The sequence below is a fragment of the Acinetobacter sp. 70_2 genome (assembly GCF_056736115.1).
This window is the reverse complement of sequence record NZ_JBWZIP010000001.1, coordinates 194,464-209,842: the sequence shown is the minus strand read 5'-3', so window position 1 is coordinate 209,842 and position 15,379 is coordinate 194,464. Positions and strand designations below refer to the sequence as shown.

The window sequence follows — 15,379 nt, the reverse complement described above, 5'->3', positions numbered from 1 at the left end:
TTAACTTATAAAAAATAATGAAAAGAAACGCCTGTTTTACAGGTGTTTCTTTTTATACCTTGAATGTTACAATGAATTATATTACAACACGCTTTACTCATACTCTTTTAACTTTTTTAGCAAATACCCTTTTGAATACTCTATGTTTTTGCGATAGATCAGATTGATCTTTAAATAGAAGATACGCTATGAATGTAAGACACTCATTCCCAAAAAATATTTTCCGTGCTTACGATATTAGAGGCAAACTTTCTTATTTAACTACGGACGTCGTCCGTTCAATTGCCTATGGATTGGCACAACAATATAAACAAGCAGAACAAACTCAACTGGTCATTGGTTATGATGCCCGCCTTACCAGCCCCGCTTATGCGCATTTAATCGAAGAGATACTAGTAGAGCAGGGTTTAACAGTTACAAACATTGGTTGCTGCTCGACCCCGATGATGTATTACATTGCACGTGAGTTTGGTGGTAACGGAATTATGGTGACAGCTAGCCATAATCCGAAATCAGATAATGGCATTAAATGGATTTTAAGAGGTGAACCTCCATCTCCTGAAATGATTCAGCAAGTCGGTGAGTTTGCGCAAACTTATGTTCCAACTCATCCAATTTCATTATTAGAATTATCAACTCCTCAATTTAAATCAGAATTTTGCAAAAAATACCAACAAGCTCTCTTTAATGATATTCAACTCAAACGCCCATTAAAAGTCGTATTAGATGGTTTACACGGTTCGGCAGGGCATTGTGCGAAACTGGTACTTGAAAAAATGGGTTGTGAGGTAATTGCCTTACGTACTACTCCAAATGGCGAGTTCCCTGACCACGCGCCAGACCCTTCACATGCTGCCCATTTAAAAGAATTACGAAAAACGATTATTGAGCAAGCTGCCGATATTGGTATTGCGCTTGATGGTGATGGCGATCGTGTCGTACTGCTCGATGAGAAAGCCAATATACTTACAGCTGACCGTTTATTGTCGCTATTTGCACAAATGTGTCTGGAACAACAGCCAGATAAAGAAATCGTATTTGATGTGAAATGCTCGCTGATGGTCCAAAGAACCGTAGAGCGACTCGGTGGTAAACCGAAAATGATTCGTACAGGTAGTAGTTTTCTTCGTTCTTATTTATCCAAGTCCAAAGGTCATGCCATTTTTGGTGGTGAATATGCTGGCCACTATGTGTTTAATGACGGACGTGGTTTTGGATATGACGATGGTATATATGCTGCACTACGTATAATGGAATATTTCACCGAGTCTAGTGCGGCAACAGTTTCGGATTTATTTTCTATTTATCCTGAAAGATGCTGTACCGAAGATACCTATATCAGTACTCACCAATCAGACCCTAAGCATGTATTGCAAGATATTGAAATTTTGAGCCATCGTTTAGGCGCTCATATTAGTAAAATTGATGGCGTACGTCTTGATTTTGATGATGGTTTTGGCATTATTCGAGCATCAAATACGGGTGAGTATTTTACCGTAAGATTTGATGCTGATAGTCCTTTGCGTTTAAAGGAAATTCAGCAAAAATTTATTGATATGTTGCAAGAGCGTTACCCGCAAATTGCACAAGAACTTTCTGAGGCCTAATAAGGAGAGGCGCAATGCCACAACATCAGCATCTTGGCGTCGACAAAGCAAAAATCTTGATTGAAGCTTTGCCATATATTCAACGTTTTTCTGGTAAGACGCTGGTGGTGAAATACGGTGGTAATGCGATGACTGATCCGGAATTGGAAAGTTCATTCGCTCGCGATATCGTTTTACTTAAAACTGTGGGTTTAAACCCGGTTGTTGTACATGGTGGCGGCCCACAAGTTGACTCTTTCTTAAAACAATTAGGCCGTGAGTCTGATCGTATTGATGGTATGCGTGTGACCGATCAAGCCACTATGGAAGTGGTTGAAATGGTATTAGGCGGTAGCGTAAACAAATCTATTGTTAATTTAATTAATAAACATGGTGGACGTGCGATTGGCTTAACAGGTCAAGATGGCAATCTATTACGTGCCCGTAAATTATTAATGGAAAAGCACGAAGAAGACGGTTCTATCAAGCATATCGACTTAGGTATGGTGGGTGAAGTGACTGGGGTAAAAACAGACGTATTAGAGATGTTTACCCAAAGTGACTTTATTCCAGTTATTGCACCATTAGGTGTCGATGAAAAAGGTAATACCTACAACATTAATGCTGACTTGGTCGCTGGTAAGGTTGCTGAAGCATTAGGTGCAGAAAAATTAATTCTGCTTACCAATATTACTGGCGTATTAGATGAAAACAAAAATCTTTTAACTGGTTTAACTACACAAGAAGTTGACCGTTTAATCGAGACAGGCGTGATTTACGGCGGAATGATTCCTAAAGTAGGTTGTGCGCTTGATGCTGTAAAAGGCGGTGTTGTGAGTGCACACATTGTAGATGGTCGTGTACCACATGCAACATTACTTGAAATCTTTACAGATCACGGTGTGGGTACACTCATTTCTAACCGCTCAAATGCATCTCACTAAAGTGAGTATTTTGATTAAAAGACCACGCTAAGTGGTCTTTTTTTATGTCATTTAATTTTGGTCATTTTTTTGTCATGAGCTTTGACTAGTGTAAGGGGTGTCACTAGGAGCGTTCATTATGCTGGAAAAATTTAATCAATATCGCCAAACGTGGACTTTACCTCTAAATCGTCATAAGACTACGAATCAAACACAATTTCGCTTTGAATGGGTTGATAATTTAAAAGAATTACAAGATGTACAACGGTTTCGCGCACAACAATTTAGTAAACAATTCGGTATTCATTTTGAAGATAACTTAGATCAAGATATTTACGATTTTAGCTGTGAGCATGCAGTATTACGTGAGAAATGGACAGGAGAGATTGTGGCTTATACACGACTCAAACTCTTCCAAGGCCATGAAATAGCGCAAAGCTATAGTGCTCATGAGTTTGATATTGTTCCTCACTTATCCCATTTGCCAAATGTATTAGAAATAGGGCGTACCTGTGTACATCCACGTTTTCGTAATGGTAAGGCACTTTCAACGTTATGGCTAAATCTAGCACCTAAAGTGTTGTGGTCAATGCGAGCTAAATACTTGATGGGCTGTGTAAGTATTCACCTGCAAGATAATTTGGCCAGAGCGTACTATACGCACCGCCAGATTCAACAATTACCAGACAGCAAAACTATCGATATTCGTTCTAAAAAAATTTATGAACCTGAATATCCAGAGTTCAGTTTTCCTCAAGATGAACGTATGCCAAAACTGTTCCAAATGTATTTGAGTATGCAATCTAAACTGTCTAAAGATGCCTTTTTTGATGCTGAATTTAACTGTCTCGATTATTTTGTATTTTTGGAAGTAAATAAAATTGCCACTTCCTTTGTAATGAACAAAATGGCTCAACGATAAAGATATCTTATATTTTGTAATAGCGAGCGCATATTGGGATTTACAAGCTATTTTACTCTCATGCACAATAGTATGTATGAGGTAATGAAGCGAAAAGTTTAGAACAATATGTGCCAGCTATTAGGAATGAATTGTGCAACACCAACGGATATCACTTTTTCTTTCCGTGGTTTTTCACAGCGCGCAGGAATTACCTCGGACCATAGTGATGGTTTTGGTATAGCCTTTTTTGAAGACAAGGCATGCCGTTTATTTGTAGACAACCAGTCTGCGGTTGAATCTCCAATAGCTGATCTTATTCGTAACTATCCCATCAAATCACGTAATGTAATCGCCCATATTCGTAAGGCGACCCAAGGCAAAATCACGCTTGAGAACTCACATCCTTTTATTCGTGAGTTATGGGGACGTCACTGGATTTTTGCCCATAATGGCGATTTACATGATTTTAATCCACCTTTGAGTGGACGTTTTACACCTGTAGGGAATACAGATAGCGAAAGAGCATTTTGTTATTTACTCGATCAACTGGTAGAAGTATTTGGTTATGAAGAGCCAAGTCTTGAACAGATATTTGAAGTGTTAGAGAAAATTTCTCCGCAAATTGCAGAATATGGCACCTTTAATTTCTGTTTATCTAATGGCAAAGCTTTATTTAGTTATGCCATTACTAAATTACATTGGTTAGTTCGCGAATATCCATTTAATAATGCACATTTAATTGATTTAGATGTCGAAGTTGATTTTAGTCAGGTGACTACTCCTGAAGATCGAGTTGCAGTAATTACAACTGAGCCTTTAACACATAATGAAACTTGGACAGCTTATCAACCCGGTGAAATGATTTTATTTCAACATGGTCAGCCTATAAAAAAATCAATAACACATGTTGAAAGATTAATACGTGAAGATAAAAACCCTGAACTTAAACGTATTACTCGGGCAGACCAATATTAATTTTTAAGTAAATGAGTGTAAATGCTTAATTAATATATATATTTACTTAATTAATAATAAAGTATTTTGTTTAAAAAATACTTTATTGTTTTAGTCGGTTAATATTATTTAATTGTTTAAAAATCAAAAACTTAATTCATTATCTATTTTTATTTATATAAAACCGACGAAATAGGTTTGTTTTTATTTATACCCTTTAAAGATAAGATGCGGCTTATGCAACAGTCATTGAACATCATTGGGGGTGGTGTATGAAAATGAAATGGGCTTCAGAATATAATACGGGTATTGATGTTATTGATGAGCAACACAAACGAATACTTGATTATATTAATGAGATTGATGATGTAAAAGATGATGAGGATAGACGTCGTATTAAAGATGTTTTAGATAATATTATCGATTATACGCAGTCACATTTTACCTTTGAAGAAAGTTTGCAAGAAGAAGCTGATTATAAATATAGAGTACCTCATAAACGTGTACATGACTTGTTTATTAAGAAAATAGAGTTATATCGTGAACGTTTTGAAATGGGACATACGATTGAAGCTGAATTACAAGAAATTTTGGCTAAATGGTTAATTAATCATATTCAACATGATGATGCTGATTATGTAGGGGCAGTAAAAGAAAATATGATGGGGATTATTAGAGAAAAAGAAAAGAAGAAAGGAAAGAACTGGTTCGCCCGTTTTTTCTCATAACTTTAACTGGAAGAACTCTAATATACAGTTAGCGCGGCAAACTATCGTTTCGGTGGTTTGCTTTTTTTTATGGCGCAAACTTTGATTTTCATGCATGAGACGGGCAAAATATCTAAAGACTTTTTCAAGGAATGCATAATGCAGGACATACCTATGTCACGTTGGTTATCGCCTCTTATGGCGTTTTGCTTATCTTTTGTCATCATGGCCACTTTGGCACCAACCATGGGCATCCAGATTGATCGTCAGCTCGATTTCTGGTTATTGTGGTTTGGCACAATGTTGTTATTGGCGTTACCAGTTTGTTATTTGGAAATTGCTTTAGCAAAACGATCTAAAACAACCGCTTTAAATGCGTTATCGAGTTTAACTCGTGAAGCAGATAGCTCGCCTAAATGGCGCGTGGTTGGCTGGCTTGCTGTTGCTTTTATTCCTTTCTTGGCGGGTAATGTGCTGAGCACTGCAAGTAATATATTGGTTGCGCAGTTTGCTCCAAGCATTTCAGGTCAAATCATTTTTGCAGGCCTTGCAGTTGCTGCCTTGGTCTTATCATTTATTCCTCGTCAAATTCTTGTTTTGTTAATGACCTTAGGGGTAATCGCTTCTATTGTGTTAGCAAACATGATGGGTACGACTTTACAGCCTTGGCATTGGACCAATGTAGAGTTTAAAGAGTGGGGGAATGCAACTGTACTTGCACTTGTAGCAAGTGGTTTAGGTTTAGGACTTTACTGGCAAAATAGTGTCGGCACTGTTCAGACTCAAGAAGGTGCAACTAAAACTGTTCTTCCAATTTGGTTGGCTCAGCTCATTGCTGTAATTGCTTTTGGTTTCTTCTCGCTTCAAGCTCAATTACCTGTCCTTACGTGGATATTTACAGGCGTGATGACATCAGCATTATTTGTGCAGTTGGCAAGAGAGCAACTTGCTCAGCGTCAGCTTATGCCTGTTTTACAATGGGTGATTCTTGTTGTTGCTATTGCAGTTTGGGCGGTGCCTGAACTTCATCGCTTATTTACGCTTGTTCTTATGCTTTGGGGCTTACTCATTAGTTTGATCTATGCAATTTTTGCAGGTTGGATTATGAAAATTAGTCACTTACGTAAATCAATGAATTTCAGCAATGAGCTTTTCTATAATTTATGGCGTATTGCTGTACGTATTGTATTACCACTTTCAATTATTGTGGCAATGATTGCTGTAATTGGGCAAAGTATCTAATGGAACGCATTCAACAAGTTTGGGTGGCATTTGCGGCGCCAGAGCAACAGTTTCTAATCTCTGTTCCATTTGAACAGGGAATGACTGCTTCACAAGCAGTTCAAGTCAGTGGTTTATCAAATCAAGTTGATTTACCTGAACCACTTCAGCTCGGTGTTTTTGGTGTAAAAGTAGAAGCTGATGCAGTACTACACGCGGGTGATCGAGTTGAGGTTTATAGACCTTTAACGATTAATCCAAAAGACATTCGCCGGAAACGTGCCGCGAAGAATCCTGTAGGCAGATACATTAAAGGCAATCGCTTTAAGCAATCAGCTCAATAAGCAAAACCCCTCAAGTTTTTTCACTTGAGGGGTTTCTTTTTATTAGAAAAAACGATTATAGTGGTGGGGCAGTTAAGATCGCTTCTTTAGAAGCAGGTAAACCTGGTTGCGATTCTGGAATAGTCTCTAAACCTTCAATTTTAGTTACAGTTCCAGTTCCATCAAAGTAAATTTTTAAATGCTGACCATGTGCTGCGGGGATTTTCGCTTTTTTAGCATATGTTCCCGGGATATAGTTGTAGATATAGTCCCAACGTTGTGGATTGAGGGGATCAGTCACTGTTGGGCTACCAAGCAAAAAGCGCACTTGCTGGAAATTCATGCCGACTTGTACTTGAGAGGCTTGAGCTTTAGTCAATGGAGTCCCTTGAGGAATATCAACCTTATATACACCAAAGATTGAACAACCAGCTAGGAGTGAAGTGACGAATAACGTCAGCACGAGTTTTTGCATTTTGCTACACTATCCCAATAAATTATGATGCATTTGATCAAAGGATAGATCATACTTCATATAAATTCTATTGCCTATTCCAACTTGAGATTTGTTGAGAGACCTTTTTTCATGCCTATTTCCAATCAAGATTTGCGCAAAGCTGGACTTAAAGTTACCCTTCCACGAATTAAGATTTTGGAATTATTAGAAAATTCAAAACAGCATCATCTTAGCGCTGAAGATATTTACAAGACTTTGTTAGAGCAAGGGGAAGATGTCGGACTTGCGACAGTTTACCGTGTGTTAACACAATTTGAAGCTGCGGGCATTATTCAACGTCATCATTTTGAAAATAACCATTCTGTTTTCGAAATTATGCAAGAAGATCACCACGATCACTTGGTTTGCCAAAACTGTAACAAAGTTATTGAATTTACTAATGATGTTATCGAGAAAGAACAGCATTCTGTAGCAGAACAACATGGGTTCACCTTAACGGGTCACTCATTAAATCTCTATGGTTACTGTAATGAACCTGAATGTCAGGATGCATTGCGCAAGAAATAATCGTTTTCACATAAAGAAAACAAATAAAAAAGGAAGGTTACGTTTAACCTTCCTTTTTTTATGAAGAAATTACTGACGGTCGAAAGTTAAATGTTGTTTTTCGTCTGTAATTTGATCAGGACCTTCATTTGCAAGCTTAATCGTTAAACGTAAATCGTTTGGTGAGTCGGCATGTTTAAGGGCATCTTTATAAGTAATTTGGCCTGCTTTATATAAATCAAATAAAGCTTGGTCAAAGGTCTGCATACCCAGTTCACGTGAGCGTTTCATCAAGTCCTTAATTTCATGAATTTCGCCTTTACGGATATAGTCTGAAATTAATGGTGAGTTAATTAAAATCTCAATCGCTGCACGACGTGAATTACCATCTGGCGTTGGAATAAGCTGCTGAGCAATCATGGCTTTTAAGTTAAGCGACAGGTCCATGTAGAGCTGGCTATGTCGGTCACTTTCAAAGAAGTGAATAATACGGTCGAGTGCTTGGTTGGCGTTGTTGGCGTGCATTGTTGCTAATACAAGATGACCTGTTTCAGCAAAGCCAATTGCATAGTCCATCACTTCACGCGAACGGATCTCACCAATTAAGATGACATCGGGTGCTTGTCGTAACGTGTTTTTTAAAGCAATTTCAAATGAGTCCGTATCAATACCGACTTCACGTTGAGTAATAATACAACCCGCATGTTCGTGAATAAACTCAATCGGGTCTTCAATGGTAATGATATGGCCTTTAGAGTTATGGTTACGATGGCTGATCATTGAAGCCAATGAAGTCGATTTACCTGTACCTGTTGCACCTACGAAAATAATAATGCCACGTTTGGTCATCGATAAATCTTTAAGCACAGTAGGTAACTGTAAGTCATCAATCGAAGGAATTTTAGTTTCAATTCGACGTAGAACCATACCCGGCATATCGCGTTGCTGAAAAGCACTCACACGAAAACGCGCCGTTTTATCGCGGTTCATAATGGCAAAGTTACATTCACGAGTTTCTGCAAATTCTTTACGCTGTTTGTCACTCATGATGGAATGTAAGAGCTGTCCAATTACTTCGCCAGAAAGGCTATTCTTTGAAATTGGAACAATTTGCCCGTTAATCTTCATTGATGGTGCAACGCCATCTGTAATAAAAAGATCCGATGATTTTTTTTCAACCATGAGGTTGAGCAAGTCATTAAAATCCATAATTGTATTCTCGCTATTTTGTTATTTTTATAGGAATGATTCAGGCTGTTTTGCAGCAGTACGAGCCGTTTGCGGGCTAATTACACCACGAGACACCAAGTTTTTTAAGCTTTGGTCGAGGGTCGTCATACCATGGTTGGCACCCGTCTGAATAGCTGAATACATTTGTGCGACTTTATTTTCACGGATTAAGTTACGAATGGCAGGAATACCAATCATGATTTCATGTGCTGCCACACGACCACCACCGTTCTTTTTAAGTAGAGTCTGCGAAATAACGGCTTGTAAAGATTCAGACAGCATGGCACGAACCATGTCTTTTTCTTCGGCAGGGAATACGTCAATTACACGGTCAATAGTCTTTGCAGCTGACGTGGTGTGAAGCGTACCAAATACCAAGTGACCCGTTTCAGCAGCAGTAAGTGCTAATCGAATCGTTTCAAGGTCACGCATCTCACCGACCAAAATAATATCAGGGTCTTCACGTAGTGCTGAACGAAGTGCTTCATTAAAGCCATGTGTATCACGATGTACTTCACGCTGGTTAATCAGGCATTTCTTTGACTGATGTACAAATTCGATAGGATCTTCAACTGTTAAAATATGGTCATAACGGTTTTCATTAATATAGTCCATCATTGCTGCAAGCGTGGTTGATTTACCCGAACCTGTTGGACCTGTCACCAGTACAATCCCGCGAGGATAATCACAAATATCCTTAAAGATTTGACCTAAGCCTAAATCTTCCATAGTAAGTACTTTAGATGGAATGGTACGAAATACTGCGCCAGCACCACGGTTTTGGTTAAATGCATTCACACGGAAACGTGCAACATTAGGTACTTCAAAAGAAAAGTCAGTTTCAAGCTTTTCTTCATAGTCACGGCGCTGTTTATCGTTCATGATGTCATAAACAAGGCGGTGGACATCTTTATGTTCTAAGGCTGGTAAGTTAATACGACGAACTTCACCATCGACACGAATCATTGGTGGCATGCCAGCAGATAAGTGTAAATCGGATGCGCCATTTTTCACAGAGAAGGCGAGTAGCTCTGTAATATCCATAATTTCCCCAAGTAAATCAAAATATGTCATTATTTTGTAGAATAATATACGGCTTTCACCGAGGCTTACCAACACCTCGCTTTAGGTGAAAAGCAAAAAAGTTTTTTGAAAATGAGAACCTTGTCAATGAATTACCTGCAAGATGCGCGACAGCACGTATTACAGCAAATCAGAACTGCTTGTGAACATGCTCAGCGTGCGCCTGAAACTGTACAACTTTTAGCCGTATCAAAAACACATCCAAGTGAAAGATTGCGTGAAATGTATGCAGCAGGGCAAAGGGCATTCGGAGAAAATTATTTACAAGAAGCTTTGGACAAAATTGAAGCTCTACATGACTTAGACATTGAATGGCATTTTATTGGACATGTTCAACGTAATAAAACTAAGCATTTAGCTGAAAAGTTTGATTGGGTACATGGTGTAGACCGTTTGATTATTGCAGAGCGATTATCTAACCAACGTGGTGATGACCAAGCTGCACTTAATATTTGTTTGCAAGTGAATATAGATGGGCAAGACAGTAAAGATGGCTGTGCACCAGAAGAAGTTGCGGAATTGGTTGCTCAAATTAGTCAACTGCCGAAAATTAAACTACGTGGCTTAATGGTCATTCCGGCACCAGACAATACCGCTGCTTTCGCAGATGCCAAAAAGTTATTTGATGAGATGAAAGGGCAACATGCTCATGTGCAAGACTGGGATACATTAAGCATGGGAATGTCGGGCGATTTAGATGCCGCAATTGCCGCAGGTTCAACCATGGTCCGTGTAGGTACAGCTTTGTTTGGTAAGCGTGACCCGATTGAGAAAAAATAACTTTTAAGGGTTAGTTAAATATTTTGTGGTGGAACTGTAATCAATTAATTTAAATTTAATTTTCCTCGCTTATAACCCAGATATTTTAATATTTGAGTGTGTAATGTATGGATTTGTTGCATGTTTTCATTCTGGCAATCATTCAGGGCTTTGCTGAATTATTGCCAGTTTCTAGTTCCGCACACGTTATTTTAGCTGAAAAGTTAATGGGGTATGATCCATCTGCACCTGACCTGACATTCTTACTTGTAATGTTGCATACAGGTACGATGTTTGCAGTGATCGTTTACTTTTGGAAATCTTGGCGTAAGACCTATTTTTCTTCTTGGGAAAGTTTTAAAAAACAAGCCTTCTATATTATTTTGGCAACCCTAATTACTGGTGTACTTGGTTTAGCGCTCCAATCTATTATTAAACATGTATTCTTCGGCGGCGCGAGCAGTTTCGAAATTGAGCATTTGTTTAGTAACTCAAAACTCATGGCAGCTGCACTAATTTCGGCAGGTGTTCTGATTATTTTATCTTCGCGTTTAGATCGTGGTCAGCAGGGTGAAATCAGTTTGCGTAGTGCTTCTATTATTGGGGCAGTGCAGGCGTTATGTTTACCTTTCCGTGGTTTTTCACGTTCAGGTGCAACCATATCTACAGGTTTATTTTTAGGTGTATCTCGTCAAAAGGCTGAAGAGTTCAGTTTTGCGTTGGCTGTGGTATTAACACCAGCTGTGATTTTAAAAGAATTATATCGTTTAGTTCACGCTCAAGGCTTACAAACAGTTGCTCATGGGCAAGTGTTTCATTCGATGGTTCCAAGCTTGTTGGGTATGTGCTTTAGCTTTGGTGCTGGTCTTTTGGCATTGAAATGGTTGTCTTCATGGTTAGAACATGGCCGCTGGCATTTATTTGGTCTGTACTGTATTGGTTTCGCAATTGTCGTACTCTGTGTGAATTAATTTTTTGATGTTTTAAAAATAAAAATTATTGCAATACCATACAAGAAAGGGGCGTAAATGATACGCCCCTTTGTTATATAAGATTCAATCAAATTTAAGATAAGTACCTACATTAAATTAACCTACGACTTCAATGGTGCTCGCACCAGCACCCAGTGGTTTCACTTGTATTTGTACAGGAATACGTTCATGCATTTCTTGAATGTGTGAAATGAGAATGACCTGACGACCCTGATTTTGCAATTGATCTAAAGCATTCATAACCATGTGCAAAGAAGAAGCATCCAAAGTACCAAAGCCTTCATCAATAAACAGCGATTCAATTTTCATTGAACCCGAGGCCATATTGGCAATCGCTAAAGACAAGGCAAGGGCAGTTAAGAACGACTCACCGCCAGATAAAGATGCAACTGAGCGGGTTTCTCCATCCATATCGTGGTCAATAATCGCTAAACTTAAAGACTGATCTAGACGTTTTAGCGTATAACGTTGCGATAGCATCGCCAATTGCTGGTTGGCATGTTCAACTAAAATATCTAGGTGATATTGCTGCGCATAATCACGGAACTCTTTACCTTTAGCGTCGCCAATGAGACCTGAAATTTTGCTCCAGCGATGTTCTTCTTGCTGAATATTTTGAATTTGCTCGGCGTATTGTTGCTGTTTAGCAAGATTTTGTTGATGCACTTCAAGCTTAAGCTTCAGTCGATCGCGTACTTCAAGTTGGGCTTTAAGCTCTGCAATATTGTCCTGAATGAGGCTAACAAGCTTTTCATGCTCAATATCTGGCTGAGTTTGTAAATGCTCGCTTAATTGCTCTTGCATGGTTTTTAGGGCAGAAGAAGCTTCACTTAATAGACGCTCGGCATGATTAAGACGGTTACGAATGTCTTGCTCTTGTGCAGAATTAATCTGTATGAGCGCCGTAAGATCAGATACCTGAAAATCAGTATGGGCTTTTAACCAGTTTTGAATTTGCCCATCAATCTGCTGTTGATGTTGTTCTGTGTGTTGATACTGATGTTTAAGTTGATCGAGCGCCTGTTTTTGCTGCTCAAAATGCTGTCTGGTTTGTTCGAAGCGTTGTTTAGCTTCATGATACACCGTTTGTTGCTGCTGGCGTTTAGCATCATGCTCAATTAACCATTCATGCGGTTTAATGTCAGCGCGGCCTGTCATTTGCTGAATGAGCGACACTGCTTTTTCATTATTTTGTTGGCCTTTAAGCGTAATCTCTTTGAGATTTTGATCAATCTCATCAATTTGCTTGGTCAATTGCTCAAGGTTAGCAGCTAACATTTTAAGGTCTTGTTGCTGTTGTTCAAAACGCTGTGAAAGCTGTTCTTGCTGCTCAAGTTGTTTCGCACGTGCATCAAGAATAGTCCAAGTTTGCTTAGCTGTTTGGCTACTTGCTTGCTGCCATGCGTGTTGTTCAGTTTCCGATAAACACTCAACAATATGTTGAACTTGTTGTTGCCATTGCTGTGCCGTATTGAGCAAGCTTTCATTACGCTGAATAGATTGAACAAGCTGATTGTGTTGTTTAATGGCTTGGGTTAAACGCAAGTTTTCTGAGTCAAATGAACTTAAAACAGTTTGCGCAGCTTGTCTAAGCTCATTAAGTGTTTGCAAGATTTTTTCAGGAGCTTGATTAAGCTCAATGTGTAACTGATTGAGGCTGAATTGCTGCTCAAGTTCTTGCTGTAAGTTTGTTTGTTTGACTTGAAGTTGAGTTAAGTACTTCTGAACCTGTTCAAGTTCGGCACAGCACTGAGTAAGTGCATGCTGTTGGGTTTGCCATGCATTAAATTTAGTTTGCTCTAATGCAATAGCTTGTTGCTCTTGCTGTTGCTGCAAGTCGAATAAAGCTTTGGAAACTGCACTGTCATCAACACGGTAGGGATGGTGTGTGCTTCCACACACTAAGCAAGCTTCGCCATCTTTAAGATTGGCCCGTAACTGCTCAATATTTTCGGTGTGTAATAAACGCTGCTGTTGCAGAATGTGCTGTAACTTTTCACGTTCAGTTTTAGCTGTTTGATAGTCTTGTTCAGCTAACTGGCAAACGGTTTTAAGCTGCTGCTCTTGGGCTGTGGCTTGGGTATGTTTTTCTGTGAATTGCTGAAGCTCAGCATAGAGCTCATGATAAATTTTTATTTTCTGTTGAATCAGATCTAACTGAGTGATTTGAGCAAGCTTTTGCTCTTTACCTTTATGTTGTTGTTCAAGTTTTAACTCAATTTGTTCAACTGTGCCGAGTGAAGCTGTCAGTTGTTCAAGTTCACTTTTAGCTTCCGATAGCTTTTGGCGAGCAAGGGTAGGGTTACCGAACTGTTCTTCAATTGCTTGGTAATTTTGAATAAATTGCCCAAGTTGATGAAGATGCGCTGAAAGGCCCTTATCTAATACCGCATATTGCTGAGTCTGGAGCAGCTGCTGTTGTAGATGAATTTTGTTCTGCTCAAGCTGTGCAATATGCTGTTGTACAGCGTTTTGCTGCTGTTGTAGTGGGCTTAGTTTTTGCTCAAGTACATGTCTTTTTTCTTTGCACTTTTTATATTCATCGGCAATAAAAGCACGTTCTTGAATGGACTGTCGAACTTGATTTAAAGCTTGTTGATGCTGTTGCTCGAAATCCAGCGTTTGTTTGAGCTGTTGTTCTGCAAGTTGATATTGTTTTTTTTCCGTTTCAAAAACTTGCACCAACTCATTAAACTTGGTCTGAGCTTGCTGAATTTGCGGCTCAAGTTGTTGTAGTGTTTGTAAATTTTGAGCTTGCTGAAAAACTTGTGGGCGTATTTCAGAGAAAACTTCGAGTCGTTTTAATTGCTCGCGTTCACTAGCCAGTTGTTGATATTGATTTTGCTGAGTTTGAAACTGTTGCTGTTTAGCCTGAACTTCTTGCTCAAGTTTGGCTTTACGCTCAAACCATTGTTGTTGTTTGTCTAAGACATTTTTTTGTTGTTCTAACTGTTGATGGTTTTGCTCGGCTTGCTGATATTGTTCGGTAAAAGCCGCAATCTCTTCATCAGATAAAATTTCAATGTGGCCTAAGAATTCTTCAAGCTGTTTACGCTGCTTTGCAATATCTGCTGTTTTACGAAAAGCCAGCTCACCGATTTTAGCGAAGATACTGGAGTTGGTTAGGTATTCAAGTAACTCACCCCGTTCGCTGTCTCGTGCTTTTAAAAATGCAGTCACTTCTGACTGGGCAAGTAATACGGCACGCGTAAACTGTTCAAAAGAAAGCTGGGTAATTTGTTTAACTTTTTCATCAACCGCTTTGGCTTTGTCGGCGAGTACTACACCATCGGTCAGACATTTTAAATGGCGTTGCACGCTTTGTAATTTACCATTTGGGTTTTCACGTGCACGTTTAATTTCCCAACGTGCCAAATAGCGTTTTTGATCTTGTGCGATAAAGCAAAGTTCCGCAAAACCATGTCCTGTACCACGGCGTAAGACAGTCAAAGGTGAGTTAGTGAGTAACTCGGAACCATCAACATCTTTTAACTTACCATCGCTGTCTTTCAAGCGAGGCACCCGATTAAACAAGGCTAGACACATCGCATCTAAAATGGTCGATTTACCTGCGCCTGTTTTCCCTACAATTGCAATGAGACCCGCATGGGCGAGAGGTGCGTTTTCAAAATCAATAAAGTGTTCATCAGAAAGAGATGCCAGATTTTTTATTCGAATGGATAAAATTTTCATG

General features: G+C 39.0%; 14 protein-coding genes. 10 read left to right on the top strand and 4 right to left on the bottom strand.

Annotated elements, in window-relative coordinates; all coding sequences use genetic code 11:
• Positions 1–188 precede the first annotated feature (188 nt).
• From AC1PJ9_RS00885 to AC1PJ9_RS00855, 7 genes are all read left to right on the top strand, one after another.
• A complete protein-coding gene (locus AC1PJ9_RS00885) occupies positions 189–1,607 on the top strand; it encodes a phosphomannomutase/phosphoglucomutase (RefSeq protein ID WP_311086465.1) in 1,419 nt (472 codons plus the stop codon).
• 14 nt (positions 1,608–1,621) lie between these two features.
• The gene (gene argB, locus AC1PJ9_RS00880; RefSeq protein ID WP_263613091.1) at positions 1,622–2,530 is read left to right on the top strand and encodes an acetylglutamate kinase; all 909 of its coding nucleotides are present in this window, start codon (positions 1,622–1,624) and stop codon (positions 2,528–2,530) included.
• Between the two features lie 118 nt (positions 2,531–2,648).
• On the top strand, positions 2,649–3,431 hold the full coding sequence (locus tag AC1PJ9_RS00875) for a GNAT family N-acetyltransferase (protein WP_114271870.1): 783 nt from the start codon (positions 2,649–2,651) through the stop codon (positions 3,429–3,431).
• A 108-nt stretch (positions 3,432–3,539) separates the two neighbouring features.
• The gene (locus tag AC1PJ9_RS00870) at positions 3,540–4,388 is read left to right on the top strand and encodes a class II glutamine amidotransferase (RefSeq protein WP_263613092.1); all 849 of its coding nucleotides are present in this window, start codon (positions 3,540–3,542) and stop codon (positions 4,386–4,388) included.
• Between the two features lie 251 nt (positions 4,389–4,639).
• The gene (locus AC1PJ9_RS00865; protein WP_000782976.1) at positions 4,640–5,095 is read left to right on the top strand and encodes a bacteriohemerythrin; all 456 of its coding nucleotides are present in this window, start codon (positions 4,640–4,642) and stop codon (positions 5,093–5,095) included.
• 153 nt (positions 5,096–5,248) lie between these two features.
• Complete coding sequence (locus AC1PJ9_RS00860) at positions 5,249–6,316, top strand: SLC5/6 family protein (protein WP_263613093.1); 1,068 nt, start codon at positions 5,249–5,251, stop codon at positions 6,314–6,316.
• Positions 6,316–6,639 (top strand): RnfH family protein, encoded by a 324-nt coding sequence (locus AC1PJ9_RS00855; RefSeq protein WP_263613094.1) that lies wholly within the window; start codon positions 6,316–6,318, stop codon positions 6,637–6,639. The genes AC1PJ9_RS00860 and AC1PJ9_RS00855 overlap by 1 nt, the downstream gene beginning before the upstream one ends.
• Positions 6,640–6,694: 55 nt before the next feature.
• Here AC1PJ9_RS00855 and AC1PJ9_RS00850 read toward each other — a convergent pair whose 3' ends face one another.
• Positions 6,695–7,093, bottom strand: coding sequence for an outer membrane protein assembly factor BamE (locus AC1PJ9_RS00850; RefSeq protein ID WP_001170994.1), 399 nt, complete (start codon positions 7,091–7,093; stop codon positions 6,695–6,697).
• 111 nt (positions 7,094–7,204) lie between these two features.
• Between AC1PJ9_RS00850 and fur the strand changes: the two genes are divergently transcribed.
• Positions 7,205–7,642 (top strand): ferric iron uptake transcriptional regulator, encoded by a 438-nt coding sequence (gene fur / locus AC1PJ9_RS00845; protein ID WP_002052029.1) that lies wholly within the window; start codon positions 7,205–7,207, stop codon positions 7,640–7,642.
• 69 nt (positions 7,643–7,711) lie between these two features.
• On the opposite strand, the gene AC1PJ9_RS00840 is transcribed toward fur, so the two are convergent.
• Together AC1PJ9_RS00840 and AC1PJ9_RS00835 are read right to left on the bottom strand one after the other, a co-directional pair.
• Positions 7,712–8,830, bottom strand: coding sequence for a PilT/PilU family type 4a pilus ATPase (locus AC1PJ9_RS00840; protein WP_151763478.1), 1,119 nt, complete (start codon positions 8,828–8,830; stop codon positions 7,712–7,714).
• Positions 8,831–8,857: 27 nt separating this feature from the next.
• A complete protein-coding gene (locus AC1PJ9_RS00835; RefSeq protein WP_107972265.1) occupies positions 8,858–9,895 on the bottom strand; it encodes a type IV pilus twitching motility protein PilT in 1,038 nt (345 codons plus the stop codon).
• 126 nt (positions 9,896–10,021) lie between these two features.
• On the opposite strand from AC1PJ9_RS00835, the gene AC1PJ9_RS00830 reads away from it, so the two are divergent.
• Together AC1PJ9_RS00830 and AC1PJ9_RS00825 are read left to right on the top strand one after the other, a co-directional pair.
• A complete protein-coding gene (locus AC1PJ9_RS00830) occupies positions 10,022–10,714 on the top strand; it encodes a YggS family pyridoxal phosphate-dependent enzyme (protein WP_311072220.1) in 693 nt (230 codons plus the stop codon).
• A 107-nt stretch (positions 10,715–10,821) separates the two neighbouring features.
• Positions 10,822–11,664, top strand: a complete 843-nt coding sequence (locus tag AC1PJ9_RS00825; protein WP_311086464.1) for an undecaprenyl-diphosphate phosphatase — start codon at positions 10,822–10,824, stop codon at positions 11,662–11,664.
• Between the two features lie 117 nt (positions 11,665–11,781).
• On the opposite strand, the gene AC1PJ9_RS00820 is transcribed toward AC1PJ9_RS00825, so the two are convergent.
• Positions 11,782–15,378 (bottom strand): AAA family ATPase, encoded by a 3,597-nt coding sequence (locus tag AC1PJ9_RS00820; protein ID WP_311086463.1) that lies wholly within the window; start codon positions 15,376–15,378, stop codon positions 11,782–11,784.
• Position 15,379 lies beyond the last annotated feature (1 nt).

What these genes read in the sequence shown, in the direction of transcription:
- AC1PJ9_RS00885 (WP_311086465.1), top strand. Translation starts at nt 189, where the DNA reads ATGAATGTAAGACACTCATTCCCAAAAAATATTTTCCGTGCTTACGAT.
- argB (WP_263613091.1), top strand. Translation starts at nt 1,622, where the DNA reads ATGCCACAACATCAGCATCTTGGCGTCGACAAAGCAAAAATCTTGATT.
- AC1PJ9_RS00875 (WP_114271870.1), top strand. Translation starts at nt 2,649, where the DNA reads ATGCTGGAAAAATTTAATCAATATCGCCAAACGTGGACTTTACCTCTA.
- AC1PJ9_RS00870 (WP_263613092.1), top strand. Translation starts at nt 3,540, where the DNA reads ATGTGCCAGCTATTAGGAATGAATTGTGCAACACCAACGGATATCACT.
- AC1PJ9_RS00865 (WP_000782976.1), top strand. Translation starts at nt 4,640, where the DNA reads ATGAAAATGAAATGGGCTTCAGAATATAATACGGGTATTGATGTTATT.
- AC1PJ9_RS00860 (WP_263613093.1), top strand. Translation starts at nt 5,249, where the DNA reads ATGTCACGTTGGTTATCGCCTCTTATGGCGTTTTGCTTATCTTTTGTC.
- AC1PJ9_RS00855 (WP_263613094.1), top strand. Translation starts at nt 6,316, where the DNA reads ATGGAACGCATTCAACAAGTTTGGGTGGCATTTGCGGCGCCAGAGCAA.
- AC1PJ9_RS00850 (WP_001170994.1), bottom strand. Translation starts at nt 7,093, where the DNA reads ATGCAAAAACTCGTGCTGACGTTATTCGTCACTTCACTCCTAGCTGGT.
- fur (WP_002052029.1), top strand. Translation starts at nt 7,205, where the DNA reads ATGCCTATTTCCAATCAAGATTTGCGCAAAGCTGGACTTAAAGTTACC.
- AC1PJ9_RS00840 (WP_151763478.1), bottom strand. Translation starts at nt 8,830, where the DNA reads ATGGATTTTAATGACTTGCTCAACCTCATGGTTGAAAAAAAATCATCG.
- AC1PJ9_RS00835 (WP_107972265.1), bottom strand. Translation starts at nt 9,895, where the DNA reads ATGGATATTACAGAGCTACTCGCCTTCTCTGTGAAAAATGGCGCATCC.
- AC1PJ9_RS00830 (WP_311072220.1), top strand. Translation starts at nt 10,022, where the DNA reads ATGAATTACCTGCAAGATGCGCGACAGCACGTATTACAGCAAATCAGA.
- AC1PJ9_RS00825 (WP_311086464.1), top strand. Translation starts at nt 10,822, where the DNA reads ATGGATTTGTTGCATGTTTTCATTCTGGCAATCATTCAGGGCTTTGCT.
- AC1PJ9_RS00820 (WP_311086463.1), bottom strand. Translation starts at nt 15,378, where the DNA reads ATGAAAATTTTATCCATTCGAATAAAAAATCTGGCATCTCTTTCTGAT.